The organism is Janthinobacterium lyxosi (genome assembly GCF_051380665.1).
Lineage (GTDB): Bacteria > Pseudomonadota > Gammaproteobacteria > Burkholderiales > Burkholderiaceae_D > Janthinobacterium.
In genome coordinates, this window is sequence record NZ_JBNYXM010000004.1 from 1 (window position 1) to 25,770 (window position 25,770).

The window sequence follows — 25,770 nt, forward strand, 5'->3', positions numbered from 1 at the left end:
CGCTGGGTGGTCGAGCGCAGCTTCGCCTGGTTGGAAAAAAACAGGCGACTGTGGAAAAACTGCGAACGATGGCTTAACACCAGCTTGCAGTTCATCCACTTAGCTTTCTTGGCAATGCTGCTCAGGAGATTGTGAACAGGTTCTTATACTGGTGAAGCTCAAGTGTATGCAAAATACCATCGTCTGTTTTCCGACAGAACGACATAATTTATCGAATTAAGGCCAAGCTGATGGGTGTACCTATCCTCCACCATACCCGCATGTGTCCGCCGCGGGAAGCGCCCAGCGCGACTATCCCCGTGACGATGATCGCGCGCGACCTCCAGCCCGATGAATTTCTATTACCGCACAGCCATCCCTGGGGCCAGGTCACCATGGCGCTCGAAGGCGTGCTGCGCATCACCGCCAACAACAGCAGCTGGGTGCTGCCGCCCATGCGCGCCATCTGGATCGCACCCAACGTGGAGCATGCCGTCACGATACTGGAAAAAACCCGCTTGCGCCCCCTGTGCATCCATGCCGCGCGCGCACCATTCGCGGGCCACGACTGCAAGGTGCTTGAAGTGTCGAGCCTGCTGCGCCAGCTGATCATGGCGCTGGAACAGCTGGACCCGGGCCAGGAACCGGCGCGTGAGGCATTGCTGGCCGAATTGATACTCGATGAATTGAAACGTTCGGCCACGCGCCCCATCCGCGTCCCCTTGCCTGGCGACAAGCGCCTGAAAACCCTGTGCGACAGCCTGATCGAGAAACCGGGCGGTAACCAGACCCTGGAACACTGGGCGCAGCTGGTCGGCGCCTCGGAGCGTACCCTGGCGCGGCTGTTCGAACGGGAGTTGGGCATGAGTTTTGGCCAGTGGCGCCAGCAGGTGCGCCTGGCGCACGCGGCGCCCCTGATCGCGCGCGGCGTGCCGCTGTCGCAGGTGGCCGAAGAACTGGGCTACGCCAGCCAGTCGGCCTTTTCCGCCATGTTCAAGAAGACCTTCGGCAGTTCGCCATCGGCGTTTTTTGCGCAGGGCGCCAGAGGGTAGTCAAAAGCGCGCCGCGCTTCAGGCCATGAAATCAAACAGGGAATTCTTGCCTGTGTAGCCCGGCAAGGCCGAGTTCGTTCCCATCTGTTCCTGGGCCGAATACGCTTTCACCAGCGCCTGCGCCTGCGCCGTCAGTGCCTTGGCCAGCACGGCTTTCTTGTTGGTCAAGGTGGTGATGTCCTTGCCGACCGTCTGCACTTCCTTGCGGATGATGCTCGTTTCGCCCGTCAGTTCACCGATCTTGCTGGAGAACTGATCCGCCACGCCCTTGCCGTTATTCGTAAACAGCTTGCTGACGGCGTCCGGATCGGCGGCGATGGCCGCCTTGAGCTTTTTATCGTCGAGCACCAGCTCGCCGCTCTTGCCCAGGGTGACGCCAGCGCTGCCCAGTATGGAAGCGGGCACGCCCGTGCTGGCGGTGCGCAGCACTTGCTCCATCTGCGAACGCACCTGGCCCAGGGCCGTGTCGGACTTCAAATCGCCCTGCTGCAGGCTTTGCAGCTTGCTGTTGAGCTCATTGTAGGCCGTGACGAAGCTGGCCACGTTGCTGGCGATCTGGCTGCTGTCCTTGGCGATGACGAGGTCGGTCGTGCCTTTTTTCTTCAATTCGATGGTGGCGCCCTCGACAGCCGTCGTCAAGGTATTCGTGGCGCTCTTGATGTCCTTGCCGTCGACGGTGAGCAGCGCGTCCTGTGCGGCGGCCGTTTGCTGCAGGCCCTTACCGGCGCCGGGCGCATAGCTCAGCAGGTTGCTCACGGCCGCGTCGCCGGACACGCTGATGCGCATGCTGCTGTCGGCGCCGCTCTTGCCGTTCAGGGCCAGCGAATAGCCATCGGCGCCCTTCACCACGCTGGCGTCGATGCCCTGCTGCTTCAGCGCGGCGGCGATGCCGTCGAGACTATTGTTGCTGCTGTCGATGGTCAGCGAAATGATCTTGCCGCTGCCGGGGGTAAATTGCTTGCCGTCGGCCGTACCCACTTCGATTTTCACCAGTGCGGGAGCACCCGTGCCGATGGCCGCGCTCGAGGATTTCTGCGCGCCGCTGAGCAAGGTCTGTCCCTGCGCCAACTGCTTGACGTTCAGCTCATGGCTGCCGCTGACAGCCTTGTCGGTGGTGGTGGCGCTCAGGACATCCTTGGCGCTCGACGTGGCCGAGGTAGCCAAGCCGCTGCCGGCCATGTTCTTGGCCACGGTCTGGAATTTCGCCAGCGCCGATTGCAGCTGGCCCAGGCCCGAGAATTTGGCCTGGTCGCGCGCCAGGTTGGCATTGAGCTTGACGACGCCCGTGTTCTGCGACTGCATCTGGCGCTCCACCTTCGCATACACATCGGCCGAGATATTGCCCTGCGTCGTTTGCTGCGTGTTGTTGGTGTAAGCCCTGCTATTGATGGTCGAATTAAACATGGTAGGCATTCCCGTCGGGTGTAAGGTCATGGCACACGGTTCAGGTCATGACCGCGCTGCGCTGGAAATGGACGGCAGGCGCGCATGGCGCGGCAAGGCCCTTCTTCTGGTTGATAATTATGCAGTATTACTGGAATATCAAAACAGCGAACAGAACAGGTTTTTCCTGACTGCAAACCCATATGCACCATTTTAGCGCATTTCACATGCCCCCTCTCCGGGGTTGCCTCAGCGCATAAATTTCGAGATGGCGCTGCTGACAGCCATGTCCAGCTGCAGGAAAATGAGTCCCACCTTGAAACCTGCACTGCTGAAAATGCAGTGCGAGACGGACACGCGCGCCTCGATGATGTGCGCCGAGCCATCGTAAAACAACTCGAACAGCACCTTGCCCTGCTTGCCTGTCGGTACCGGTTCAGCGATGACGGCCGCCATGCCGCCCGGCCCCACATCGAGGGTGCGCGCCGCCACGGGGCCCGCGCCATCGATTACCAACATTGCCTTGGCACGCAATATCTTGCGTGCGCCCTGCCTTTGCTCAACTGACACTATATTCCGCTTCTCTAGCTATGCATTGTCGATGCGGATTCATGAGACGAATCCATCAGACAAATATTATAGTTCTAAACGGAAATTTTGTTTGACTTGTCTCAAGCTTGGCATTTACACCATGCCAACTTTTACTCCAGGTCGCGTAATTTATTAAACGCTTCGTCGATGCGCTCGACACCGATGACCTTGAGACCCTCGATGGCTTGCTTGGGCAGGTTGGACTTGGGCACCACGGCCAGGGTAAAGCCCAGTTTGGCCGCTTCGCGCAAGCGCTCCTGGCCCCGTGGCGCGGGACGGATCTCGCCGGCCAGGCCCACTTCGCCAAACACCACGAGTCCCCGCGGCAAGGGTTTGTTGCGCATCGACGAGTTAATCGCCAGCAACACGGCCAGGTCGGCCGCCGGCTCCGTGATCTTCACGCCGCCCACCGCGTTGATAAAGACATCCTGGTCGAACGCGGCGATGCCCGCGTGGCGGTGCGCCACGGCCAGCAGCATGGCCAGACGGTTCTGCTCCAGGCCGACGGACAGCCGGCGCGCATTCGGCAAATGGCTGGTATCGACCAGGGCCTGGATTTCCACCAGCAAGGGGCGCGTGCCTTCCTGCGTCACCATCACACACGAGCCGGGCACCTGGTTGTCGTGCTGCGACAGGAACAGGGCGGACGGGTTCGACACTCCTTTCAGCCCCTTTTCCGTCATGGCAAACACGCCCAGCTCGTTGACGGCGCCGAAACGGTTCTTGATGGCGCGCACCAGGCGGAAGCTGGAATGGGCGTCGCCCTCGAAATACAGCACCGTGTCGACGATGTGTTCGAGCACGCGGGGGCCGGCCAGCGCGCCCTCCTTCGTCACGTGGCCCACCAAAATGATGGTCACGCCCGTCTGCTTGGCCGCCCGCGTCAGCTGCGCCGCGCATTCGCGCACTTGCGCCACGGAACCGGGCGCCGAGCTGAGCGCGTCCGAATACACGGTCTGGATCGAGTCGATCACCACCACTTCCGGTTTCAGGTCGTTCAAGGTAGACAGGATCTTTTCCAGCTGGATCTCCGCCTGCAATTTCAATTCCTTGGCATCGATGACCAGGCGCTTGGCGCGCAAGGCGATCTGCGCGCCGGACTCTTCACCACTGACATACAGCACGCGCTTGTGGTGCGACATATTGGCCAACGCCTGCAGCAGCAGGGTCGACTTGCCGATGCCGGGATCGCCGCCGATCAGCACCACGCCGCCCGCCACCATGCCGCCGCCCAGCACGCGGTCGAATTCCTCGATGCCCGTGCCGAAGCGGGGCACGTCGATGGCGTCGATATCGTCGAGCGACAGCACGGGCGCCGTCTGTGCCAGCGACATGTGCTGCGGGTTCGAATAGCGGTTGTTGCCGCCCGTCTCGGGCAGGGTTTCCACCATGGTGTTCCACTGGTTGCACGAGGTGCACTGCCCCATCCATTTATTGCTGATGGCGCCGCAATCGCTGCAGGTGTAGATGGTCTTGACTTTTGCCATGGTGTACTTTGCCCGGGTAAGGTGAAAATGCTGTTTATATGTACAGTGAATTCACAGTATATACAAACGGCGTGCCGGCGTCACTGTGTCGCGTCGACCACAGGCACGCGCGGCGCCAGTGCGCACATCAGCTCGTAGCCGATGGTGCCGGCGGTCAGGGCCACCTCGTCGATCGGCATGCCCTGGCCCCACAAGGTCACGCTGCTGCCGACCCGTGCGCCCGGCACGTGCGTCAAGTCCACCATCAGCATGTCCATCGAGACCCTGCCGATGAGCCCCGTGCGCACGCCGTCGACCAGCACGGGCGTGCCTTCGGGCGCATGGCGCGGATAGCCATCCGCATAGCCGCAAGCCACCACGCCCACCTCGATATTGCCGGCCGCTGCGTAGCGGCTGCCATAGCCCACCACTTCACCGGCGGCGATATCCTGGATGCCGATAATGCTGCTGCGCAAGGTCATGCTGGGCAGCAAGCCGAACGCTTGCGCGGAGGTGCCGCCGGGAGCGCCGCTGGGTGTGCCGCCGTACAGCATGATGCCGGGGCGTACCCAGTCGCTGTCGAGCTGGTGCAGCAGCAGGCCGGCCGAATTGCACAGGCTGCGCGGCAAGCGCGTGCCGATGCTGGCCGCGCCGGCTTCAAAGCGCAGCATCTGCTGGGCCAAAGGCAAGCGCGTGGGCCCCGCCTCATCCGCATTCGCGAAATGCGTCATCAGGGTGATCGTGCCGATGTGCGGCATGGCGCGCAGGCGCGCATACGCGGCGGCGATGGCTTGCGGCGTGAAGCCCAGGCGGTTCATGCCCGTGTTCATCTTCAGGTGCACATCGATGGCGTGCGGCAGACGCGCCGCTGCCAGCATGGCGATCTGTTCTTCGCAATGCACGCTGCCATTCAGCTTGTGCTGCGCCATGACAAGTAAATCGCTGGCGTCGAAAAAGCCTTCCAGCAGCAGGATAGGCTTGGTCCAGCCCAGTTCGCGCAAGCGCACGGCGTAATCGACCTCGACCAGCGCCAGGCCATCGGCCCCGGCAAAGCCCCGCATGGCCCGTTCCAGGCCGTGACCATAGGCATTCGCCTTGACGACGGCCCATACGTTGGCGCCTCGGGCATAGGCGCGCGCGCGCGCCAGATTGTGTTGCATGGCATCGAGATGGATGGTGGCGATGAGGGGCCTGGGCATATGCGTCGTTCACGGCGGGTGGGAATGCCGTATTTTACCGGATGGGCACGATGCGGGCGACAAGCCTGCAAGGCGGACAGGTGCGAGTGTCGTGATAGTCGCCCACGACAGCATGTATAAAATGCTCACATGTGATGTATTTTTCTACGGCAGAAAAATTAAGCTTCGCTTAGGCAAGACTATGCAAAGCGACCCTGCCCAAACTTGGGGTTTGCCGTTTTTTCGTGGTATAAAGCAAGCCAGATATGATTTCAGGCATTCCAGAATGAATCGTGGTTTTTATACCATCATGGCGGCGCAGTTCTTTTCCTCGCTGGCAGATAACGCCCTCTTTTTTGTCGCCGTCGATTTATTGGTGTCCATGAAATCCCCGGCGTGGATCACGCCGCTGCTCAAATTGTCGTTCGTGCTGTTTTATGTGCTGTTGGCCGCTTTTGTCGGCGCCTTCGCGGATGCATTGCCGAAAGGCAAGGTCATGTTCATCGCCAACCTGGTCAAGATCTTCGGCTGCGCCCTCGTCTTCTTCCATGTACACCCCTTGCTGGCCTACGCCGTCGTGGGCTTTGGCGCGGCCGTGTATTCGCCCGCCAAGTACGGCATCCTGACGGAATTGCTGCCACCGGAAAAGCTCGTGGCGGCGAATGGCTGGATCGAAGGCTTGACCGTCACCTCCATCATCCTCGGCACCGTCATGGGCGGCGCACTCGTCAGCGGCCACGTGTCCGACATGCTGCTGTCCATCGACATCCCCCTGATCGACACGGGCATCGCCAACAAGACGGAAGCGGCCCTATGCGTGGTGGTGGGCATTTATGTGCTGGCAACCCTGGCCAACCTGAAGATTCCCGACACGGGCTGCGTGTATCCACACCAGGAACGCAATCCTATCAAACTGATTTCCGATTTTGCCAATTGCTATTCCATTCTGTGGAAAGACAAGCTGGGTCAGATCACCCTCGCCGTGACCACCCTTTTCTGGGGCGCTGGCGCCACCTTGCAACTGATCGTGCTGGAATGGGCCAAGCAGTCGCTGAACATGCCGTTCGACAAGGCAACCAGCCTGGTGGGCGTGGTCGCCATCGGCGTGGCCGCCGGCGCCGTGCTGTCGGCGCGCTTCATTCCGCTGCGCAAGTCGCTGACCGTCATTCCGCTGGGTATCGCCATGGGCGTGATCGTCATGATGATGACGCAAGTACACTCCGTGTGGATCGCCTACCCGCTGCTGATACTGATCGGCGCCCTGTCCGGCTTTTTCGTCGTGCCCATGAATGCCCTGCTGCAACATCGCGGCCACGTCCTGATGAGCGCGGGCCATTCCATCGCCGTGCAGAACTTCAATGAAAACCTGTCGATTCTCACCATGCTGGCCGTGTATTCCATCATGATCCGTTTGCACCTGCCGCTCAATATCATCATCACCCTGTTCGGCCTGTTCGTCGCCGGCACCATGTACATGATCATGCGCAGGCACAAGCTGAACCAACTGGAACACGACAATTTGTCGCTGATTGGCGAGCAAAAGCATTAACGGTGGTGCCGATTACGCAGGTAGCGTGCCTGTTATCCGCCGCGCGGCAGCCTGCTCCGTCCAGTCAGGGGGCACGACAAAACCGCGCGTGCGTTCCACCTCCCAGCCGTCGACATGCTCCACCGTGGCCACCATTACCGGTTGCGCCAGATCAAACAACTGCGAGCGCAAGGCATTGACATCCAGCGCTTCCACGCCTTGTCCCTTGAACGGCGCCAGCCATTGCAAGCGTGGCAACACGATATAGCGCTGCTCCGGGAGCTGGGCTGGCGTGCACCAGAAGCCGTGTCCATGCTCTTGGGAAATACCGTCCATGCCGGGCGTGGCGCCTGCCGCATAAAACAGCCAGCCCTTGACCAGCGCCTGCGCCGCCCGCACGGGGTGCGCCAGCAGGCTTTGCGCGGCCGGATGGCGAGACAAAGCCAGTTGCTTGTCGAGAATCTTGCGCATCTTCAATCCCAAGGTGTCGGCCAGGTTGGGGCCGATCAGGTGATTGAACACGCCGGGATCGGGCGCCCCTTCAAGCAGGTAGAACTTGGTGGCAAACTCCCAGTGCAACAACGCATTACCATTCGTCCCGTCACGCAGCAGGAAATCGAACTCGCCCACCGTGTCGTTGCGGTTGACTTGCACTTGCAAGCCATGCGCTTGCAATAAGCCATGCTGTTCAAAATAAAAGGCCAGCAACTTTTCAGCATACAGACCCAGGCGGGAATAGAATTTCGGCCCCAACGCCGCATCGAGCGGCGATGGATCCTCTTGCAGCGCCCCCAGCCACGCCGCCACGGCAGGCGCGACGGGCGCCAGGCTGGCGATGCGCCCGCCCCAGTGGGGGCTGGACGGGTCCAGCAAATCGGGCGAGTCGAGCAGCCAGGCCAGCGCACGCACGCGGGGGTGCGTCAAATGCCCCCAGCGCCGCTCGAAGCGGGACTGGAAGGAGCCGACGGCCGTATCAATCACCGTGCGTGCTTTTCGCCAGGCACAGGTCGGCCCAGGCGCCCGCCTTGGCCTTGCCCGTCTCGTCCTGCAGCAGCATTTCCGGATGGAAGGTGGCGACAAGCGAGGCCTTGCCCAGCTGGCGCATCTTGCCGCGCACGGGTTTTTCACCGGGATTGATGCCGGCAGCGGCCATCGAACCCAGGGTGACGATGGTGCACGGCTGCAGCAGGGCCAGTTCGCGGTCAAAATATGGGCGGCAGGCGTCAGACTCGGCCTCTGTCGGCAAGCGTTCCTGCCCCGCCTCGTCGAGCGGACGGCATTTCAGCAAGTGGGTGATGTACACGTCATGGCCCGCATCGACGGCTATGGCTTTGAGCATATTGTCGAGCAATTTCCCCTGCTCGCCCGGCAAGGCGCGCCCTTCGCGTTCTTCCAGGCGCGACGGGCTGCTGGCCAGCATCAGCCAAGCGCCCTGGCGGTCGCCACGGCCCATGACGACGCCCTTGCGCGTTTTGCACAAATCGCAGCGCGCGCACTTGGCCACGGCGGCCGTCAAGCCTTCCCAGTCGAGGGCGGCAATATCGGTGTCGCTCAGCTGCTTCGCCGGCGGCGGTGGCGGTGGCGGTGGCGGCGCATCGTCGAACCAGGCCGTGTCGTCAGGCGCGGCGGCGGGAACTGGCGTAGCGGCAACGGCGACGGGCGCTTCGGCCCGCACCTCGGCGACCGACTCAGCTGCCACCTCGGTGACTACCTCAATCACGACATCAACGGCTTCGGCCACGGGCGCCGCCACGGCGACGTCCATCTCCACGGCAGCCTCGGCGACGACGTCAACAGCCTCGGGCGCAGCCCCCTGGCGTAAACGCCACAAGGGACCGACGCCCATTTCATCGAGGAAAACGGCGCTGCGGCTCATAGGGTATAACGCATCACGATGGCGTCCTCACGTTGCGAGTTGCTGGCCGGATAGTATCCCTTGCGCCGGCCGATCTGTTCAAATCCATAGCGCTGGTAAATATCGAGTGCGCGCACGTTCGACGGGCGCACTTCCAGCAGCATCGACTCCATGCCCAGCTGGCGCGCGCAGGCGCAGGACTGGTTCAGCAGGAAGCGGCCCAGTCCCTGGCCCTGGATGGCGCCCTCGACGGCCACGTTGAGCAAGTGCGCCTCGTCGACGACCAGCATCAGCAGAAAATAGCCAAGCAAGGTGCCGTCCACGTCGCGCAAGACCCAGGCCGGGTAGCCGCTCTTGAGCGAATCGACGAAATTGCCGTGCGTCCAGGGATGCGGATACACGCGCTGCTCCAGCGCCAGCACCTCCAACAGATCCGCCTCACGCATCGGCTGATAATCAAGCCGCAGCAAGTCCCAGTCTGCGACGCTGTCCTTGCACTTGTCCGTACCTTTGCCCGCTACGCTCATTGCGCGGACTCTGCAGCGGCCTTGGCCTGTTGCATCTCGTGCCGTTCCGCGCTCGTGTAGGCGATCTTGTTACGCAAATACAAAGGCTGCGCCTCGGCCGCCGTCACGAACTGACCGGCGGCAAAGGCGATGCGCGCCAGCTGCGCCACCTGCTCGGCGTGCGGCATGATGGCGGCGTCCGCGTTGGCGGCGCATGGCAGCGCGGCCAGCGCCTCGGCATAGGCCGCAAAGCCGTTGCCGCAGCCGACGACGTCGCCTTGCGGCACCACGCCGGCCGGCGCGCTCAGGGCCGGTGGCAACACGGCCTGCAAGCCATCCTGATAGTCATATTGCGCCCAGTACACTTCGCCCATGCGGGCGTCGAGCACGGTCACGATGCGCTGCGCGCCATGCTGCTGGTGGCACGCCAGCGCCATGGCGTCGAGGGTGACGACAGGCACGACGGGCAAATTGGCGCCGTAGGCCAGGCCTTGCGCGATGCCGCAGGCCGTGCGCACGCCCGTAAACGAGCCTGGGCCGGCGCCGTAGGCAATGGCGTCCACGTCCGCCAGGGTCACACCCGCTTCAGCCAGCAATTCCTGCACCATCGGCAAGATCGACTGGGAATGGGTACGCACGCCCGACGAGGCACGGAACAGGACGACATCGCCGCGCAACAAGGCGCAGGAGGCGAGTTCGGACGAGGTTTCAATAGCAAGCAGGGTGGGAAGTAAGATAGGCATGGCGTATTTTACCTTGCCGCGCCATGCTGCGGCACTCCCCGCTACGGCATGCCGTGGCAAGCCGGGCAGCCCTCAGGCCGATGCGGCTTGCACAGCGGGCCCGCGAGGACGGCTATAATGAAAGACGCAGCTTATTATTTGACGGGCATCAAGTCTGCCGCGCCAAGTAGTCGCTGAGAAACATCGTCTTTCCACTCTTGCCCTGGTCCGCTCCGTGAATCCACTTCTTGCTAAACTGCAACCATATCCATTTGAAAAGCTGCGCCAGCTGTTTGCCGGCGTGACGGTCAATCCCGAGTATGCGCCCATCAGCCTGGGCATGGGCGAACCCAAGCACCCGACGCCGGCCTTCATCGAGCAGGCATTGGTCGACAATATCCACGGCCTGGCCAGCTATCCGACCACCATCGGCTCGGAAGCCTTGCGCAGCGCCATTGCCGGCTGGCTGGAACGCCGCTACGACATCCCCAAGCTCAATCCTGCCACGCAAATCCTGCCCGTGAACGGTTCGCGCGAAGCGCTGTTTGCGCTGGCGCAAACGGTAATCGATCCGTCGGCCGGTTCGCTGGTGATCAGCCCGAATCCGTTTTACCAGATCTATGAAGGCGCGGCCTACCTGGCCGGCGCCGAACCGTATTTCGTCAACTCCGACCCGGCGCGCAATTTCGGCTGCGACTACGACAGCGTGCCTACCTCCGTGTGGGAAAAGGTCAAGCTGCTGCTCCTGTGTTCGCCCGGCAACCCGACGGGCGCCGTGCTGACCCTGACGGACTGGGAACACCTGTTCGCCCTGTCCGAGCGCTACGATTTCGTCATCGCCGCCGACGAGTGCTATTCCGAGATTTACCACGGCGACACGCCCCCGCTGGGTGCGCTGCAGGCGGCGCACATGCTGGGCCTGTCCACAGTCGAGCGCCCGTATGCGCGCCTGGTGGTGTTTTCCAGCCTGTCGAAGCGTTCGAACGTGCCGGGCATGCGCTCGGGCTTCGTCGCCGGCGACGCGGAAGTACTGAAAAAATTCCTGCTCTACCGAACCTACCACGGCGGCGCCATGAGCCCTGCCGTGCAGGCGGCCTCCGTCGCGGCCTGGAACGACGAAACCCATGTCGAGGAAAATCGCGCCAAGTACCGCGCCAAGTTCGACGCCATCACGCCGCTGCTGCAAGCGGTGATGGACGTGCAATTGCCGGACGCCGGTTTCTACCTGTGGGCCGACGTCAGCCGCACGGGACTGTCCGACACGCAATTCGCGCAACGCCTGTACGCCGAATATAATGTGACGGTATTGCCTGGCAGTTACCTGGCGCGCGACGCGCACGGCATCAATCCGGGCCGCAACCGCATCCGCATGGCCTTGGTGGCCGAAACGGCCGAAGGGCTGGAAGCGGCATTGCGCATAGTAAAATTCTGCCAGCAGCTTTCCGCATCCTCATCAACCACGCATTAACCCTACATAAACAAGACATCATCATGAGCCAACAATTGCAAAACATCATCGACCAGGCCTGGGAAAACCGCGCCGAAATCAATCCAGGCAACGGCACGGCCGAACTGCGCGACGCCGTGTCCCACGTCATCAATGGCCTGGACAACGGCAGCATCCGCGTGGCGGAAAAAACCTCGGGCGACTGGGTTGTCAACCAGTGGGTCAAGAAAGCCGTGCTGCTGTCGTTCCGCCTGGAAGACAACGTCGTCCTGCCATCGGATGGCACGATGCAGTTCTACGACAAGGTCCCGACCAAGTTCGCCAACTACACCCAGGAAGACTTCGCCAAGGGCGGTTTCCGCGTGGTGCCGCCAGCCGTCGCCCGCCGCGGCAGCTTCATCGCCAAGAACGTCGTGCTGATGCCGTCCTACGTCAACATCGGCGCCTACGTCGATGAAGGCGCCATGGTCGACACCTGGGCCACCGTCGGCTCCTGCGCCCAGATCGGCAAGAACGTCCACCTGTCCGGCGGCGTCGGCATCGGCGGCGTGCTGGAACCAATGCAAGCGAACCCGACCATCATCGAAGACAACTGCTTCATCGGCGCCCGTTCGGAAATCGTCGAAGGCGTGATCGTCGAAGAAAACTCGGTCATCTCGATGGGCGTCTACATCGGCCAATCGACCAAGATCTACGACCGCGCCACGGGCGAAGTGACGTACGGCCGCGTGCCAGCCGGTTCCGTCGTGGTCTCGGGCAACCTGCCTTCGGAAGACGGCAAGTACTCGCTGTACTGCGCCGTCATCGTCAAGCGCGTGGATGCAAAAACCCGCGCAAAAACAGGCATCAACGAGTTGCTGCGCGGCATTTAATCTGCGCGCTGCAAGGCGCACGCAGCACCCTGAATGTCCCGCTTAGGCGGGACATTTTCATTTCCGGTTAGCAACTTCAATCGTCCCGCAGCCTTACGCCATCCTGTCCTATACTGAATGGCATGAATACTCCTCCCGTATTGATCATCGGCGCCGGTCCTACCGGCCTCATGCTTGCCCTGCGCCTGGCGCGCCATGGCGTCGATTGCCGCATCATCGACAAGAACAGCGGTCCCGGGCAGGCGTCGCGGGCCATGGCCGTGCATGCGCGCACTCTGGAGTTTTACCAGCAGCTGGGCTTTGCCGATGAGCTGGTCAGCCTGGGCATCAAGATCAATGCCATGCACATCCATGAAGGGGGAGAAGAGCTGGTGAAACTGGCCCTGGGCGAGATCGGCGAAGGGCTGAGCCCCTACCCTTTCGTGCTGAGCCTGCCCCAGGACGAGCATGAACGCTTTCTTATCAGCAAACTGGCGGCGGCCGGCGTGCATGTGGAATGGAATGTCGCGCTGGACCTGTGGACGCAGGACGATAGCGAAGTGCAAGCCATCCTGCTCAGCAATGGCGAAAGACAATATTGTACGTTTGATTATATCTGCGGCTGCGACGGCGCCCGCAGCAAGGTCCGCGAGATCGCCGGCTTTGAATTCTCCGGCGGCACCTACGATCACCTGTACTACGTGGCCGATGCGCAAGTGGCCGGCAGCAATACGGATTTGCACGCCCACCTGGGCGCGAACGCGTTTGCGCTGATGTTGCCGGTGCGCACCAGCGGCATGCAGCGCCTGATCGGCATCCTGCCCGACCGCCCCGATGGCGCGCCGGCGCCCGTCTTCGACGACGTGCGCGAACAGGTGCAAGCCTTGCTGGGCATCCAGGTCGAGCATGTGAACTGGTTTTCCACCTATAAAGTCCACCACCGGGTGGCGGCGCAGTTTCGCGAACGGCGCTGCTTCATCCTGGGCGACGCGGCCCATCTGCACAGCCCCGTGGGTGGCCAGGGCATGAACACGGGCCTGGGCGACGCCGTCAACCTGGCCTGGAAACTGGCGCAAAAGCTGCGGGGGCAGAGCAACGACGCCTTGCTCGACACCTATGAAAGCGAGCGCATCGTGTTTGCCCGCAAACTCGTCGCCACCACCGACCGCGCCTTCCAGGCCATCGTCGCGCAAGGCATGGCCGGGCAATTCCTCAGGCGCTGGCTGGTGCCGCATGCGCTGCCCTTCCTCTCGGGCTTCGGGAGGGCGCGCCGTTTGCTGTTCCAGACCGTGTCGCAAATCCAGATCAGCTATGAAGACAGCGCCCTTTCCGCAGGCCACGCGCAATACCTGCGCGGTGGCGACCGCCTGCCGTGGTTCTCGGATGGCACGCAAGACAATTTCACGGCCTTGCGCAGCATGGATTGGCAATTGCACATCTATGGCGAAGCGGCGCCCGAGCTGCTTGGCGAAGCGCGTGTGCTGAAGCTGCCCGTGCATTGCTACACGTATAACGTGGCCGCCAAGCTGGCCGGCCTGGGCCGCGACGCGGCCTACCTCGTGCGCCCCGACGGCCATATCGCGCTGGCCCTGCACCAGCAGGAAAGCGGCGCCCTGCGCGCCCTGGCCTTGCGCCTGGGCCTGCATTTCGGTCCGGCAGAATCAGGCAAGGCGGCGCCAAGGCCCGTGTAGGGGAATCACAGGGCCGTGTTGCAGCGCCGCATCGACTGCGCATCGACTGTATAATGGCGGCTAACATCGCATTTTGCTCTGGCGCAAGCGCCGCGATCAAGCGAACCGCATTCATCCCCCTTAGCCCTACCCATGACGACCATTACACTCTACGGTATCCCCAATTGCGATACCGTCAAAAAGGCCCGCACCTGGCTGGCCGCACAGCAACTCGATTTCACCTTCCACGACTTCAAGAAACAGGGCCTGGAACGCGCCACCGTGGAAGCGTGGCTGCAGCAATTGCCATGTGATGTACTGGTCAACAAGAAAGGCACGACCTGGCGCGCCCTGTCCGACGAGCGCAAAGCCGCCACCGTCGACGCGGCCAGCGCCCTGGAACTGATGCTGGAAAACCCGTCCATCATCAAGCGTCCCGTGCTGGACAAGGATGGAAAGTTCAGCGTGGCGTTTTCCGATGCGCAGTATTCAGCCATTTTTTCAGTTTAAACCCGACACCTGCAAGGCTGGGGTCGCACCCAAGGGTACGACCCCGCTCTACACCATGACCACCTCCAAAACCCTCGCCCTGACCGAAAAACTGATTGCCCTGTCCTCGGTCACGCCCGATGACAAGGGCTGCCAGCAGCACCTGATCGACCTCCTCACGCCGCTGGGTTTTGCCTGCGAGACGATACAGTCGAACGACGTCACCAACCTATGGGCGCGGCGCGGCACGACCTCCCCCGTGTTCGTCTTTGCCGGCCATACGGATGTGGTACCCACGGGTCCCGTCGAGCAATGGCGCTCGCAGCCCTTCATCCCCACCCAGCGCGACGGCAAGCTGTACGGCCGTGGCGCGGCCGACATGAAGACGTCGATTGCCGCCATGGTGGTAGCCTGCGAAGAGTTCATCGCCGCCACGCCCGAGCACACGGGCTCGATCGCCTTCCTGATCACCAGCGACGAGGAAGGCCCGGCCACGGACGGCACCGTCATCGTCTGCGAGCAACTGAAGGCGCGGGGCGAGCAGATCGACTATTGCCTGGTGGGCGAGCCGACGTCAAGCGCGCAACTGGGCGACATGATCAAGAATGGCCGCCGCGGTTCGCTGTCGGGCCGATTGACGATCAAGGGCGTGCAAGGCCATATCGCCTACCCGCACCTGGCGAAAAACCCCATCCACGAAGCGGCGCAGGCGCTGGCCGACCTGGTCGAGGAAAAATGGGATGCAGGCAATGAGTACTACCTGCCGACCTCCTGGCAAATGTCGAATATCAACGCAGGCACGGGCGCCAACAACGTGATTCCGGGCGATATGGTGATCGATTTCAATTTCCGCTTTTCCACGGCCAGCACGGCGGAAAACCTGCAGGAACGCGTGCACGCCATCCTCGACAGGCATGACTTGCAATACGCTTTACAGTGGACCCTGAGCGGCCTGCCCTTCCTCACGCCACGCGGCACCCTCTCCAATGCGCTGTCGTCCGCGATTCACGCGGAAACGGGCATTGTGACGCAGTTATCGACCACGGGCGGCACCTCGGATGGCCGGTTTATCGCGCAAATCTGCCCCCAAGTGATAGAATTCGGGCCGCCCAATGCCAGTATTCACAAGATCGACGAGCACATCGAACTGCGCCACATCGATCCCCTGAAGAATATTTACCGGCGCACGCTGGAGCATTTGCTGCCCGTCTGAACCAGAATACCGAGGCCCGTCACGGCGGGCCAGAACACCGTCTTTTCGAGAATGCCATGACCCCGAACCCGTTTTCCACGCCACGCGACCTGCTGCGCTACGCCGTTACCCGTTTTAATACCGCCAAGCTGTTTTTCGGCCACGGCAGCGCCGAAGCGTTCGACGAAGCGGCCTATCTGATCCTGCACACCTTGAAGTTGCCACTCGACAAGCTCGAACCGTTTCTCGACGCCAAATTGCTGCCGTCGGAAGTGGCCAGCGTGATGACGGTCATCGACCGCCGCAGCATCGACCGCGTGCCAGCTGCCTACATCACCAAGGAAGGCTGGCTGGGCACGTACAACTTTTACGTCGACGAGCGCGTGATCGTGCCCCGCTCCTTCATCGCCGAGCTGATCCCTGAATACTTCTCGCCCTGGGTGGCGGAACCGGAAGCGGTGGAAAACATCCTGGAACTGTGCACCGGCTCGGGCTGCCTGTCCATCATGATGGCCGACGCCTTCCCGAACGCCGCAGTGGACGCGGTGGACATTTCCGCCGACGCGCTGGCCGTGGCCAAGCGCAACGTCGACACGTATAAATTGCAGGATCGCGTCACCTTGATCGAATCGGACCTGTACGCGAACGTGCCGGCCAAGAAATATGATTTGATCATCAGCAACCCGCCATACGTGAATTCCGCGTCGATGGGCGCCCTGCCCCAGGAATACCTGGCCGAACCGCAAATCGCCCTCGACGGCGGCAGCGACGGCATGGACCTGGTACGCAAGATCATCGCCGGCGCGGCCGAACGCCTGACGGACGATGGCATCCTGATGATTGAAATCGGCAACGAACGCGCATACGCGGAAGCGGCCTTCGGCGAGCTGGGCCTGACCTGGCTGACGACGAGCGCCGGCGACGACATGGTATTCCTGCTGACGGCCGAGCAGCTCAAGCTGGCATAAGCGCTGGCGTAAGCGGCACAGCGCCTTAATTTACAACACAAAGAAAAAAATGATACGTTTCCTACAAGTAAGCCTGATGCGCGGCATCAAACCGTTGCTCGAACAAGTCGATGTCACCCTCAACCCGGGCGACAAGATCGGCCTGATCGGCGCCAATGGCGCGGGCAAATCGAGCCTGTTCGCCATGATGCGCGGCGAATTGCACCCTGACCAGGGCGAGATCGATTTCCCGGCCAAGTGGCGCGTGGCTTACGTGGCGCAGGAAACACCGCCGCTGGACCGTGCCGCGCTCGACTATGCGATCGATGGCGACGCCACCTTGCGCAAACTGGAAGCTGAACTGGCGCATCTCGAGTCGCAACCGGAAAGCACGGAAAACGGCATCGCCATCGGCAACATGTACAGCGCGCTGGCCGATGCCGACGCCTACACGGTGCAGTCGCGCGGCGAGCAATTGCTGCTGGGCCTGGGTTTTACCCTGGACCAGATGCAGCAACCTGTCGCCAGCTTCTCCGGCGGCTGGCGCATGCGTTTGAACCTGGCGCAGGCGCTGATGTGCCCGTCCGACCTGCTGCTGCTCGATGAACCGACCAATCACTTGGATCTGGACGCCATCATCTGGCTTGAAGACTGGCTGAAGCGCTATGCCGGCACCTTGCTGATCATTTCCCATGACCGCGACTTCCTCGATGAAGTGGTCAACGTCGTCGTGCATATCGACGAGCGCAAGCTGAAGCGCTATTCGGGCAACTACTCGAGCTTCGAGCGCCAACGCGCGGCGCAGATGATCCTGGCTGCCGGCGCGCTGGAAAAGCAACAGCGCAAGCGTGCCCACCTGGAATCGTTCGTCAACCGCTTCAAGGCGCAAGCCTCGAAAGCCCGCCAGGCGCAAAGCCGCATGAAGGCGCTGGCGAAGATGGAAGAGCTGGCGCCCTTGCGCGCCGCCGCCGAATTCTCGTTCGAATTCCGCGAGCCTTTGAGCGCACCGAATCCGCTGATGGTGATGGAAGACGTCGACGCGGGCTACAAGATCGAAAACGAAGCCACGGGCGAAATCACGCACAAGACCATCGTCAACGGCATCAAGTTTTCGCTGCAGATCGGCCAGCGCATCGGCCTGCTGGGCCAGAACGGCGCCGGCAAGTCGACCCTGATCAAGACCATCGCCGGCGAACTGATGCCGCTGACGGGCGACGCCACCATGGGCAAGGGCCTCAACATCGGCTACTTCGCCCAGCACCAGGTGGAAATGCTGCGCCACGACGAATCGCCACTGTGGCATCTGGCCAAGATCGCGCCGACCGTGCGCGAGCAGGAACTGCGCAACTTCCTGGGTGGTTTCAACTTCCCCGGCAACATGGTCACCGCCTCGATCGCACCATTCTCGGGCGGCGAAAAAGCCCGTTTGGCGCTGGCGCTGATCGTCTGGCAGCGTCCGAACTTGCTGCTGCTCGATGAACCGACCAACCATCTGGATCTGGAAACACGCGAAGCACTGACGGAAGCGCTGGCCCAGTTCGAAGGCACGCTGGTCGTCGTTTCCCATGATCGCCACTTGCTGCGCGCTACCACCGATGAATTCATCATCGTTGCCGACGGCAAGCTGCAGCCGTTCGACGGCGACCTGGACGACTACAAGGATTGGCTGTTCAAGACCAAGCTGGGCAAGGGCACGGACGTGCTGCCGGCCGCCGGCAAGGCCAACAAGACGGACTTCCCCGTGACTTCTTCCGTACCTTCGCCGGTAGCCCCTGCCGCCCCTGCCGCGCCCGTGCGCGACAAGCGCCAGGAAGCGGAAGACCGCCAGAAGGCAGCAGCCTTGCGCAAGCCGATCGAAAACAAGATCAAGCGCCAGGAAGAGCAGATCGCCAAGCGCAACGCACAAAAGGCGGAAACGGAAGCCAAGCTGGGCGAACCGACCATCTACGACGCGGCCAACAAGGCCAAGCTGAAGCAATTGCTGGCTGACCAGACCTTCTTCACCAAGGACCTGGCGCAGCTGGAAGCGGAATGGCTGGACTTGCAAGACCAGCTCGAGAAACTCGGCTAACGCAAAACACAAAGACGACTTCCGGGTCGTCTTTTTTTAGGCCGCCTGCATGGGGCTGGGGCTGCGGATCGCCATCAGGCGGTCGATGTCGACGAGGATCAGCCGGCGGCCCCCCACCGTGCCCAGGCCCAGCAAATAATCGGCTTCCGCCTCGCCCAGGCCGGGCACGGCGGCGATGTCAGCGGGTGCCAGGCTGACGATATCGGTGACGCCATCGACCACCATGCCCATCACGCCATTGCTCAGCTGCAGGATGATCACGTCGATGGACGGGTCGGGCGCGCCCCGGGCGCTGCCGAACGCGGCGCGCATGTCGACGATGGGGATGATCATGCCGCGCGAGACAGCCACGCTGTGCAACACTTCCCCTTCCGAGGAGAAGCGGTCGAGCTCCTTCAGCGGACGCAATTCCCGCACACGACGGTAATCGAGGCCGTATTCCAGGCCACCCAGCCGGAAGCTCAAGTACTGCGTCAGGTATTGCAGGGTGCTATGTTCCGCCGTTGCTGCGGCGCCAGGCGTCGTCGTGGGCTGCATGATGTTCCTTTCATCCGGTAAGCGCTGCCAGGATACGCAGTGGCGCAACGTTGGCCCCATGCTAACCAGCATCGCCGCAGGCGGCGTTGAGAAACATCAACTTTCCCAGGAGGCATGCTGACACTCAGCGCCCGGCCTTGCGCCGGCGCAGCCATCTTCCCTTACAATACGGGCATCATTTCCCCACAGGCAGACCATGCAACACCTCGTCAATCCCGCTGAAGTTGAATTTTCCGCCATCCGCGCCCAGGGCCCGGGCGGGCAGAACGTCAACAAGGTCTCCAGCGCCATCCATTTGCGCTTTCCCATCGCCGCCTCGTCGCTGCCGGAAGCGTACAAGGAGCGGCTGCTGGCCTTGCGCGACAGCCGCATCAGCAAGGATGGCGTGCTGGTGCTCAAGGCGCAACAATCGCGCAGCCAGGAACAGAACAAGGAAGAAGCCTTGCGGCGCTTGCAGGAAATCATCGACAGCGTGACCTTCCTGCCCGCCGTGCGCCGCGCCACCAAGCCCACGCGCAGCTCGCAACGGCGCCGCCTCGACAGCAAGAGCACGCATAGCGTCCTCAAGCAATCTCGCGGCAAGGTTATCGACTGATCAGGGTGGTGGCTGGTAGGTCCACTCAAGGCTGCCTGTGCTGTCCGCAAACACGGGCTGCGTGGCTGGCGTGGCGCTGCGCAACAGCGCCTTGATCTCTTTCGGCGGCCGGTCGTAGACCTTGGCCGGCCCGGGCGGCACGACCATCGTGCGCACCGCCGTTTCGCCGTCGACCAGGCCCAGGCTGCAGCGCGACTGGCCGGCCGTCGCTTGCCGCTGCTGGCGCACTTGCGCCACCAGCGACAGCATTTGCGCCTGCAGGATTTCCGACTGTTTCACCTCCACGCGCAGGCGCGCCACTTCCTTCAGCACGGGGGCGATGCGCGCGGCCAGCTTGTCGTACTGCAGTTGCTGCGCCGGCTGCAGCTGCAATTCGCCACGCCGCAGCTGGCCCGCCAGGGTCAGGTAGTTGCGCACCTCGGGCAATTGCGCAATGGCATCGATTTCCTGCTGGCGCTTGTGCTGCGCCTGCTGGTACTGGGCCGCCTTCTCCAGGCTTTCCGCAATCCTTTGCTCCAGCGCGCTCAAATCGGGCACCAGCGGGAACAGCAGCATCTCCACCTGCCTGCGCGGACCGGCGCTGCCGATGCGAATGGTGCGTGCCGCCACGGCGCAGCCTTCGGCCAGCTCGATGACAACCTCGTCGGCGATGATCTCGCAATTGCTGGCATGCTCGATCACCACGCGCGTGCCGGCGATGACGCAGCTTTCGGCCCGCTTCACATGCACTTCGCCGCTCAGCGCCTGCAACACGGAACCGGAAGCCACGCCCTCGACGCGCACGTCGCCGTGTTCATTCAACGCCGTACCGCCCACCAGGTTGCGGTGCAATAAGATCAGCCCGCCATGCGAGTGCAGATGGCCATACACGTCGCCATGGATGGTGATGTCGCTGCCGTCGAGCTGGCGCTGCTCCTGCACTTCGCCATATTCCTCGTACGCAGCGCGCAGCTTCAGATTGCCCGTGGTGCGGCTGCTGACGCCTTCGCGGCTGACGATCTTGTTTTCGATGGAGATCTTGCCGTGTTCATCGACACTCACATAGCCATCCTGGGTGGCCACGACGTAATCGCCATCGCTGAAGCGCTCGACCGCCGTACCCACACCTGCCACCGCCGCCAGGTCCAGCTCCAGCGGCGCGGGCGGCGGCAGCAGCGTGCCGGCCAGGTCGTAGCCGGGCAAGCCGGGCGCACCAGGCAGCAGCCGCAGCAGGCGCGCGTGTTTTTTCACTTGCGGGAAACGGTTCTTGAAGCTGAGCAAATCGAGGCGACCGTCGGAGCGTTCGCGCGGCGCGTCGTCGCGGTGGATGCCTTGCGACACTTCAACTAGCTGGGCGTCGCGCCCCGGCTGCGGCGGCAGTACCCGCGCCACCGTGATGCGCTCGGCCTTGCCGCTGCCAAGAATGGCGCGTACGGCCGCGCCATCGATGCCATAGTGCACGCCCTTGCACCACAGGTCTGCCACCAGCTCGTCAAACTCGCGGCGCGCCGGCACTTGGCCCTCCGCGTCCGGCGACAGCACTTCGAAGTAAAACTCGGCGCTGTCGCCACGGATCTTGACTTGCTTATACAGCGCGCGGCGCTGGGGTGGGAATGGCGCCACGCGGGCGGCGATGCGCAGCAAGGCGTCGCTCTTGGGCGCGGCGCGGGGCGCGGGGGCATGGAACAGGGTCAGCAGGAACAAAGCGTAATCGAGGCCGGCCAGCAGCAGCCCCGACTGGAACAGCTGGTCGACGGCGGCGCGCAACTGCGCGGGCGCCAGAGACAGGTCCAGGCACACGCCCTCGTCACGCGAGACCAGGCCATGCGGCAAGCTGCCCGCTTGGGCAGCATCAGGAACGGGCGTGTCGTCGTCGCTCACCACTTGCCTCCTCCAGCAACACATTCAGAGAATTGCCTCAGTGCATTAGCACAATATCACGGGGCGGGGCGGCGTGCCTGACTGAGCATAAATGAGCAAAAAAGCGGGCTGCCAGATGCAAACAGGGCCATGTCTTGCGAGATGGCCCTGTCGGATGGGGTGCGCGATACCTAGCGGCGCGGCGGGTTGGAATATATATCCTGGCCCACTTCGTTGATCTGGCGGCGCAGGTCGCGGCGCTCGTCGGGCGTCATGCGGCCCGTGCGGCGCGAGGCGTCGGCGCCCTCGTTGGCGCGGCGCTGCTCTTCGGCGCGCGTGTCGAAACTGCGTGCGTCACGCTGTTCGCGCAGTCGCGTATCATTGCTATTGCTGCGCTGTACCTGTTCATAGCGCTGGGCCTGCACTTGCTGCTGGTCGTCACGGCGTGGCGGCGGCTGGTTTTGTGCCAGCGCCAGGCTGGCGGCAAACACGGAGCAAACGGCAAATGCGGACAGCACAGTCGTACGTGCGGCAATAGCTGCGCTGGGAGCGGCGTGAATTTTTTTAGTAAAGATATTCATTGGTTTCCTCTTCCGCGATGCCGTATAAACTTAAAGCTGATTTCCACTGTGGCCCCAGTGTATGATGCTTTACACGGTGCAGTAAGAGTAATTGGGTAAAGTTTGTAACACTTTGTAATGGGTCGCCACAGCCCCTTGCCGACGCCGCGCGAGGCGTTACTATAGCAACTAATATAAGATAACACGACACCCTAAATGACCACAACCTCCACTTCCGGCAGCAACACGACTACGCAATCGATCCACGGCCACCAGGCAAAAATCATGGTGGTCGATGACGATGTGCGCCTGCGCGACCTGCTGCGCCGCTACCTGACTGAACAGGGTTTCAATGTCTTCACGGCAGAGAGCGCGACGGCCATGAACAAACTGTGGCTGCGCGAACGCTACGACTTGCTGGTGCTCGATTTGATGCTGCCCGGCGAAGACGGCCTGTCGATCTGCCGCCGCCTGCGCGGCGCGGGTGACCAGACACCGATCATCATGCTGACGGCCAAGGGCGAAGACGTGGACCGCATCGTCGGCCTGGAAATGGGCGCCGACGACTACCTGCCGAAACCGTTCAATCCGCGCGAACTGGTGGCCCGCATCGGCGCCGTGCTGCGCCGCAAGGGTCCCGATGAAATCCCGGGCGCGCCATCGGAAACGCCGCAAACCTTCGAATTCGGCGACTTCGTGCTGGACCTGGGCACGCGCACCCTGAAAAAGAATGGCGAAACGGTGCCCCTGACAACGGGCGAGTTTTCCGTGCTGAAAGTGTTTGCCCGCCATGCGCGCCAGCCGCTGTCGCGTGAAAAACTGATGGAACTGGCGCGTGGCCGCGAATACGAAGTATTCGACCGCAGCCTGGACGTGCAAATCTCGCGCCTGCGCAAGCTGATCGAACCCGATCCGTCGAGCCCGCTGTTCATCCAGACCGTGTGGGGCCTGGGTTACGTCTTCATCCCGGACGGACAGCCGCGCTGATCGCAGGCAAGGCATGATGAAGCTTGTTCCCGATATCAGCCTGGCGCGGCTGAAAAGCGGCCTGTTCTGGCGCACCTTTTTGCTGCTCGGCACCTTGACCACGGTCAGCATGATCACCTGGATCGGCATGATTTCCGTCATCCAGCGCGAGCCGCAGGCGCAGCAGATTTCCGCCCAGATCATTTCCGTCGTCACCATCACGCATGCGGCACTGACGCACTCGGCGCCCGAGCTGCGGCGCGAGCTGCTGTTCGACCTCGTCAGCAACGAAGGCATCCGCATCTTCTCGCTGGAAGAGGACGACCGCATCGAGCCGCCGCCCGACAATTACCTGATGCCCGAGATCGAGGCGCAGGTGAAAGCCAAGCTGGACAAGGACACGCGCTTTTCCGCGCGCGTCAACGGCGTGGCCGGTTTCTGGGTCAGCTTCAAGATCGACGACGATGAATACTGGCTGATGCTGGACCGCGAGCGCCTGCGCGGCCTGACGGGCTTCCAGTGGCTGGGCTGGGCCAGCCTGGTGTCCCTGCTATCCCTGCTGGGAGCGGCCATCATTTCCAGCCTGATCAATTTGCCGCTGTCGCGTTTGACGGCGGCCGCGCGCGACATCGCCAAGGGCAAGCAGCCGGCGCCGCTGCCGGAAAAGGGTCCGATCGAAATCATCGAGGCGAACCGCAGCTTCAACCAGATGGTCGACGATTTGAAGCAGGTGGAATCGGACCGCGCCGTGATTTTGGCGGGCATTTCGCACGACTTGCGCACACCGCTGGCGCGCATGCAGCTGGAAGTGGAAATGGCGAACCTGTCGGACGAGGCACGCTTAGGCATCCAGTCCGATATCGGACAAATGGACGCCATCATCGGCCAGTTCCTCGACTATGCCAAGCCGACGGAAGCGTCGAGCTTTACGGATATCGACCTGAGCGGCTTGCTGAGCGACATGACGCGCGAGGCGATGCGCTTGCCGGACCTGAAGATCAACGCCAGCATCGCCGAAGGCGCGCATGCGATGGGCAACCCCACCGATTTGCGCCGCGTGCTCAACAACCTGATCGAAAATGCGCGCCGCTATGGCAAGACGCCAGGCAGCGACATGACGGAAATCGACATCGCCTGCCAGGTGCGCACCAGCCATGGCGTGAAAAAGGTGATTATCGAGGTGCAAGATCACGGCACCGGCGTGCCGGCGGAAAAGATCGAGCAATTGATGAAACCGTTCACCCGCCTCGACACGGCGCGCGGGCAGGCAAATGGCGCCGGCCTGGGCCTGGCCATCGTCGACCGCGTGCTGCTGCGCCATGGCGCTGACTTACAAGTGCGCAACCGCGAAGGCGGCGGCCTGGCGTTTCAGATCAGCTTGCCAGCGGTATAAACGAAGGGGAACGGCACGGCTGAGCCGCTCCCTGCCTTTCAGGCGGACGCCCGTTCCGGCCCCAGCAATTTATTCATCAACAATTCCGTCGCCCCGTAACCGTACAGCGAATCGCTTTCCATGCCCGGCGTATCGAAGGGAATCGATTCCTCACGGTTCAGCTTGGCAGGGTCGGCGTCCGCATAGCTGGCGCGCCAGGCGCGCTGCAGGGATTCATTGCGGCGGATAAAGGCCGGCATGGGCCAGGCATCGCGCTCCCAGTGGCCGCTGTCGCCCAGCAGGGGCCAGCGTTCGTTGAGCAGGGCCATGTCGCCCGTGCGCAGGCGGCGCAGGGCCTGTTCCGGCCGCAAGCCTTCCAGTTCTTCCAGCGCAGGCAAGCTGTCGCGCTTCGGCCCGAACATATACGCCAGCATGATGCGCCCGGCAGGCGCCCGGCGCGCCACCACGCCGACGGCATAGCCGCCGCCCGGCAAGGGCACGGCAAACCAGCTGCCTTCTCGGTATGGTAATGATCTCATCGTTGCAAACTCTCCCAAAATCGTGTTCGGGGCACAGTCTACGCGAAGCAAGGCGAAAGTGGCGCATGGTACGCCACAGCAACAAACCAATAGTTACACTATTTTCTCATCATAGTGATACTGGGCAACAATCGGCCCCGCCTTGAACAGCGCTTCCTTCATGGCCGCGTCCAGGCGCGCGTCGCGGCGGCGCATCCATTCGAGCAGCATGGCCGCTTCCTTGCGGCTGGTGTCGCCCGCATGCGCCAGCACGCGGCGCAGTTCCGGGTCCGTGCACGCCTCGAAGCGCTGGCTGTTCAAGTCCAGCGCCTGCAGTGCGGCGATGGTGGCGCCGATGGCGCGGTGCATGTCGAGTGCCGTGGCCGGCAAACCCGCTTCTTCCAGTGGGACGGTGGTCATGCGCATTCCTTTTCGCGTGGTGGTGACATCGGCTGC

Annotated in this window: 27 protein-coding genes; 14 read left to right on the plus strand and 13 right to left on the minus strand. The window is 62.5% G+C overall.

The features are described from left to right. Positions 1 to 135, plus strand: a 135-nt coding sequence (locus tag ACQ4WP_RS04690) for a transposase (protein ID WP_436519133.1), incomplete at its 5' end; no start/stop codon positions are given. Between the two features lie 95 nt (positions 136 to 230). Next, positions 231 to 1,031, plus strand: a complete 801-nt coding sequence (locus tag ACQ4WP_RS04695) for an AraC family transcriptional regulator (RefSeq protein WP_436518906.1) — start codon at positions 231 to 233, stop codon at positions 1,029 to 1,031. A gap of 18 nt (positions 1,032 to 1,049) precedes the next feature. Here the strand turns inward: ACQ4WP_RS04695 and fliD are convergent, their stop codons facing one another. Next, a complete protein-coding gene (gene fliD, locus ACQ4WP_RS04700) occupies positions 1,050 to 2,435 on the minus strand; it encodes a flagellar filament capping protein FliD (protein ID WP_436518907.1) in 1,386 nt (461 codons plus the stop codon). A gap of 28 nt (positions 2,436 to 2,463) precedes the next feature. Here fliD and ACQ4WP_RS04705 point away from each other — a divergent pair, with 28 nt between their 5' ends. After that, positions 2,464 to 2,631, plus strand: a complete 168-nt coding sequence (locus ACQ4WP_RS04705; protein ID WP_436518908.1) for a hypothetical protein — start codon at positions 2,464 to 2,466, stop codon at positions 2,629 to 2,631. A 32-nt stretch (positions 2,632 to 2,663) separates the two neighbouring features. Here the strand turns inward: ACQ4WP_RS04705 and ACQ4WP_RS04710 are convergent, their stop codons facing one another. The 3 genes from ACQ4WP_RS04710 to alr form a co-directional block, all read right to left on the minus strand. Beyond that, positions 2,664 to 2,984 carry a PilZ domain-containing protein gene (locus ACQ4WP_RS04710; protein ID WP_436518909.1) on the minus strand — a complete coding sequence of 107 codons (321 nt, stop codon included), beginning with the start codon at positions 2,982 to 2,984 and terminating at the stop codon, positions 2,664 to 2,666. Positions 2,985 to 3,115: 131 nt separating this feature from the next. Further along, complete coding sequence (radA, locus tag ACQ4WP_RS04715) at positions 3,116 to 4,492, minus strand: DNA repair protein RadA (protein ID WP_101482026.1); 1,377 nt, start codon at positions 4,490 to 4,492, stop codon at positions 3,116 to 3,118. A gap of 80 nt (positions 4,493 to 4,572) precedes the next feature. Continuing rightward, the gene (gene alr, locus ACQ4WP_RS04720; RefSeq protein ID WP_436518910.1) at positions 4,573 to 5,670 is read right to left on the minus strand and encodes an alanine racemase; all 1,098 of its coding nucleotides are present in this window, start codon (positions 5,668 to 5,670) and stop codon (positions 4,573 to 4,575) included. A gap of 265 nt (positions 5,671 to 5,935) precedes the next feature. Here alr and lplT point away from each other — a divergent pair, with 265 nt between their 5' ends. Continuing rightward, positions 5,936 to 7,198, plus strand: a complete 1,263-nt coding sequence (gene lplT / locus ACQ4WP_RS04725) for a lysophospholipid transporter LplT (protein ID WP_436518911.1) — start codon at positions 5,936 to 5,938, stop codon at positions 7,196 to 7,198. A 12-nt stretch (positions 7,199 to 7,210) separates the two neighbouring features. On the opposite strand, the gene ACQ4WP_RS04730 is transcribed toward lplT, so the two are convergent. The 4 genes from ACQ4WP_RS04730 to tsaB are packed head-to-tail and all read right to left on the minus strand — an operon-like array spanning position 7,211 to position 10,281. Continuing rightward, positions 7,211 to 8,155: a DUF1853 family protein gene (locus ACQ4WP_RS04730; protein ID WP_436519134.1), complete on the minus strand. Its 945-nt coding sequence runs from the start codon at positions 8,153 to 8,155 to the stop codon at positions 7,211 to 7,213. Beyond that, a complete protein-coding gene (locus tag ACQ4WP_RS04735) occupies positions 8,151 to 9,053 on the minus strand; it encodes a uracil-DNA glycosylase (RefSeq protein WP_436518912.1) in 903 nt (300 codons plus the stop codon). Before ACQ4WP_RS04735 ends, ACQ4WP_RS04730 begins: the two co-directional genes overlap by 5 nt. Next, positions 9,050 to 9,559 (minus strand): ribosomal protein S18-alanine N-acetyltransferase, encoded by a 510-nt coding sequence (gene rimI / locus ACQ4WP_RS04740; RefSeq protein WP_436518913.1) that lies wholly within the window; start codon positions 9,557 to 9,559, stop codon positions 9,050 to 9,052. Before rimI ends, ACQ4WP_RS04735 begins: the two co-directional genes overlap by 4 nt. Then, a complete protein-coding gene (gene tsaB / locus ACQ4WP_RS04745; RefSeq protein ID WP_436518914.1) occupies positions 9,556 to 10,281 on the minus strand; it encodes a tRNA (adenosine(37)-N6)-threonylcarbamoyltransferase complex dimerization subunit type 1 TsaB in 726 nt (241 codons plus the stop codon). The genes rimI and tsaB overlap by 4 nt, the downstream gene beginning before the upstream one ends. Positions 10,282 to 10,495: 214 nt before the next feature. On the opposite strand from tsaB, the gene dapC reads away from it, so the two are divergent. The 7 genes from dapC (at position 10,496) to ACQ4WP_RS04780 (ending at position 18,927) form a co-directional block, all read left to right on the plus strand. Continuing rightward, entirely contained in the window at positions 10,496 to 11,728 is a 1,233-nt protein-coding gene (gene dapC / locus ACQ4WP_RS04750; protein ID WP_436518915.1) for a succinyldiaminopimelate transaminase, read from the plus strand. Between the two features lie 23 nt (positions 11,729 to 11,751). Beyond that, complete coding sequence (dapD, locus tag ACQ4WP_RS04755; RefSeq protein WP_151096474.1) at positions 11,752 to 12,579, plus strand: 2,3,4,5-tetrahydropyridine-2,6-dicarboxylate N-succinyltransferase; 828 nt, start codon at positions 11,752 to 11,754, stop codon at positions 12,577 to 12,579. Between the two features lie 122 nt (positions 12,580 to 12,701). Then, positions 12,702 to 14,249 (plus strand): FAD-dependent oxidoreductase, encoded by a 1,548-nt coding sequence (locus tag ACQ4WP_RS04760; protein ID WP_436518916.1) that lies wholly within the window; start codon positions 12,702 to 12,704, stop codon positions 14,247 to 14,249. Positions 14,250 to 14,381: 132 nt separating this feature from the next. Continuing rightward, a complete protein-coding gene (locus ACQ4WP_RS04765; protein WP_436518917.1) occupies positions 14,382 to 14,738 on the plus strand; it encodes an ArsC family reductase in 357 nt (118 codons plus the stop codon). A gap of 55 nt (positions 14,739 to 14,793) precedes the next feature. Further along, positions 14,794 to 15,930, plus strand: coding sequence for a succinyl-diaminopimelate desuccinylase (gene dapE, locus ACQ4WP_RS04770; RefSeq protein ID WP_436518918.1), 1,137 nt, complete (start codon positions 14,794 to 14,796; stop codon positions 15,928 to 15,930). 56 nt (positions 15,931 to 15,986) lie between these two features. Then, positions 15,987 to 16,877: a 50S ribosomal protein L3 N(5)-glutamine methyltransferase gene (prmB, locus tag ACQ4WP_RS04775; protein WP_131687273.1), complete on the plus strand. Its 891-nt coding sequence runs from the start codon at positions 15,987 to 15,989 to the stop codon at positions 16,875 to 16,877. A gap of 49 nt (positions 16,878 to 16,926) precedes the next feature. Next, a complete protein-coding gene (locus ACQ4WP_RS04780; RefSeq protein ID WP_436518919.1) occupies positions 16,927 to 18,927 on the plus strand; it encodes an ATP-binding cassette domain-containing protein in 2,001 nt (666 codons plus the stop codon). A gap of 36 nt (positions 18,928 to 18,963) precedes the next feature. Here ACQ4WP_RS04780 and ACQ4WP_RS04785 read toward each other — a convergent pair whose 3' ends face one another. Beyond that, complete coding sequence (locus ACQ4WP_RS04785; protein WP_436518920.1) at positions 18,964 to 19,464, minus strand: chemotaxis protein CheW; 501 nt, start codon at positions 19,462 to 19,464, stop codon at positions 18,964 to 18,966. Positions 19,465 to 19,660: 196 nt separating this feature from the next. On the opposite strand from ACQ4WP_RS04785, the gene arfB reads away from it, so the two are divergent. Continuing rightward, complete coding sequence (gene arfB, locus ACQ4WP_RS04790; RefSeq protein WP_034779396.1) at positions 19,661 to 20,059, plus strand: alternative ribosome rescue aminoacyl-tRNA hydrolase ArfB; 399 nt, start codon at positions 19,661 to 19,663, stop codon at positions 20,057 to 20,059. On the opposite strand, the gene ACQ4WP_RS04795 is transcribed toward arfB, so the two are convergent. Further along, entirely contained in the window at positions 20,060 to 21,919 is a 1,860-nt protein-coding gene (locus tag ACQ4WP_RS04795; RefSeq protein ID WP_436518921.1) for a flagellar assembly protein A, read from the minus strand. It lies immediately after the preceding gene. A gap of 170 nt (positions 21,920 to 22,089) precedes the next feature. Next, positions 22,090 to 22,479, minus strand: coding sequence for a hypothetical protein (locus ACQ4WP_RS04800; protein WP_436518922.1), 390 nt, complete (start codon positions 22,477 to 22,479; stop codon positions 22,090 to 22,092). 264 nt (positions 22,480 to 22,743) lie between these two features. Here ACQ4WP_RS04800 and ompR point away from each other — a divergent pair, with 264 nt between their 5' ends. Together ompR and ACQ4WP_RS04810 are read left to right on the plus strand one after the other, a co-directional pair. Next, complete coding sequence (gene ompR / locus ACQ4WP_RS04805; protein ID WP_223278807.1) at positions 22,744 to 23,445, plus strand: osmolarity response regulator transcription factor OmpR; 702 nt, start codon at positions 22,744 to 22,746, stop codon at positions 23,443 to 23,445. A 13-nt stretch (positions 23,446 to 23,458) separates the two neighbouring features. Next, positions 23,459 to 24,817 (plus strand): sensor histidine kinase family protein, encoded by a 1,359-nt coding sequence (locus ACQ4WP_RS04810; RefSeq protein ID WP_436518923.1) that lies wholly within the window; start codon positions 23,459 to 23,461, stop codon positions 24,815 to 24,817. Between the two features lie 38 nt (positions 24,818 to 24,855). On the opposite strand, the gene ACQ4WP_RS04815 is transcribed toward ACQ4WP_RS04810, so the two are convergent. Both ACQ4WP_RS04815 and ACQ4WP_RS04820 read right to left on the minus strand, forming a co-directional pair. Further along, entirely contained in the window at positions 24,856 to 25,335 is a 480-nt protein-coding gene (locus tag ACQ4WP_RS04815; protein WP_436518924.1) for an Imm26 family immunity protein, read from the minus strand. A gap of 93 nt (positions 25,336 to 25,428) precedes the next feature. After that, the gene (locus ACQ4WP_RS04820; RefSeq protein WP_436518925.1) at positions 25,429 to 25,734 is read right to left on the minus strand and encodes a ferritin family protein; all 306 of its coding nucleotides are present in this window, start codon (positions 25,732 to 25,734) and stop codon (positions 25,429 to 25,431) included. Positions 25,735 to 25,770: the final 36 nt, after the last annotated feature.

What these genes read in the sequence shown, in the direction of transcription:
- fliD (WP_436518907.1), bottom strand. Translation starts at nt 2,435, where the DNA reads ATGTTTAATTCGACCATCAATAGCAGGGCTTACACCAACAACACGCAG.
- ACQ4WP_RS04760 (WP_436518916.1), top strand. Translation starts at nt 12,702, where the DNA reads ATGAATACTCCTCCCGTATTGATCATCGGCGCCGGTCCTACCGGCCTC.
- ACQ4WP_RS04810 (WP_436518923.1), top strand. Translation starts at nt 23,459, where the DNA reads ATGATGAAGCTTGTTCCCGATATCAGCCTGGCGCGGCTGAAAAGCGGC.
- ACQ4WP_RS04780 (WP_436518919.1), top strand. Translation starts at nt 16,927, where the DNA reads ATGATACGTTTCCTACAAGTAAGCCTGATGCGCGGCATCAAACCGTTG.
- radA (WP_101482026.1), bottom strand. Translation starts at nt 4,492, where the DNA reads ATGGCAAAAGTCAAGACCATCTACACCTGCAGCGATTGCGGCGCCATC.
- ACQ4WP_RS04800 (WP_436518922.1), bottom strand. Translation starts at nt 22,479, where the DNA reads ATGAATATCTTTACTAAAAAAATTCACGCCGCTCCCAGCGCAGCTATT.
- ACQ4WP_RS04735 (WP_436518912.1), bottom strand. Translation starts at nt 9,053, where the DNA reads ATGAGCCGCAGCGCCGTTTTCCTCGATGAAATGGGCGTCGGTCCCTTG.
- ACQ4WP_RS04695 (WP_436518906.1), top strand. Translation starts at nt 231, where the DNA reads ATGGGTGTACCTATCCTCCACCATACCCGCATGTGTCCGCCGCGGGAA.
- dapE (WP_436518918.1), top strand. Translation starts at nt 14,794, where the DNA reads ATGACCACCTCCAAAACCCTCGCCCTGACCGAAAAACTGATTGCCCTG.
- alr (WP_436518910.1), bottom strand. Translation starts at nt 5,670, where the DNA reads ATGCCCAGGCCCCTCATCGCCACCATCCATCTCGATGCCATGCAACAC.
- ACQ4WP_RS04705 (WP_436518908.1), top strand. Translation starts at nt 2,464, where the DNA reads ATGGCACACGGTTCAGGTCATGACCGCGCTGCGCTGGAAATGGACGGC.
- ACQ4WP_RS04820 (WP_436518925.1), bottom strand. Translation starts at nt 25,734, where the DNA reads ATGACCACCGTCCCACTGGAAGAAGCGGGTTTGCCGGCCACGGCACTC.
- prmB (WP_131687273.1), top strand. Translation starts at nt 15,987, where the DNA reads ATGACCCCGAACCCGTTTTCCACGCCACGCGACCTGCTGCGCTACGCC.
- ACQ4WP_RS04765 (WP_436518917.1), top strand. Translation starts at nt 14,382, where the DNA reads ATGACGACCATTACACTCTACGGTATCCCCAATTGCGATACCGTCAAA.
- lplT (WP_436518911.1), top strand. Translation starts at nt 5,936, where the DNA reads ATGAATCGTGGTTTTTATACCATCATGGCGGCGCAGTTCTTTTCCTCG.
- ACQ4WP_RS04785 (WP_436518920.1), bottom strand. Translation starts at nt 19,464, where the DNA reads ATGCAGCCCACGACGACGCCTGGCGCCGCAGCAACGGCGGAACATAGC.
- rimI (WP_436518913.1), bottom strand. Translation starts at nt 9,559, where the DNA reads ATGAGCGTAGCGGGCAAAGGTACGGACAAGTGCAAGGACAGCGTCGCA.
- ACQ4WP_RS04815 (WP_436518924.1), bottom strand. Translation starts at nt 25,335, where the DNA reads ATGAGATCATTACCATACCGAGAAGGCAGCTGGTTTGCCGTGCCCTTG.
- dapD (WP_151096474.1), top strand. Translation starts at nt 11,752, where the DNA reads ATGAGCCAACAATTGCAAAACATCATCGACCAGGCCTGGGAAAACCGC.
- tsaB (WP_436518914.1), bottom strand. Translation starts at nt 10,281, where the DNA reads ATGCCTATCTTACTTCCCACCCTGCTTGCTATTGAAACCTCGTCCGAA.
- arfB (WP_034779396.1), top strand. Translation starts at nt 19,661, where the DNA reads ATGCAACACCTCGTCAATCCCGCTGAAGTTGAATTTTCCGCCATCCGC.
- ompR (WP_223278807.1), top strand. Translation starts at nt 22,744, where the DNA reads ATGGTGGTCGATGACGATGTGCGCCTGCGCGACCTGCTGCGCCGCTAC.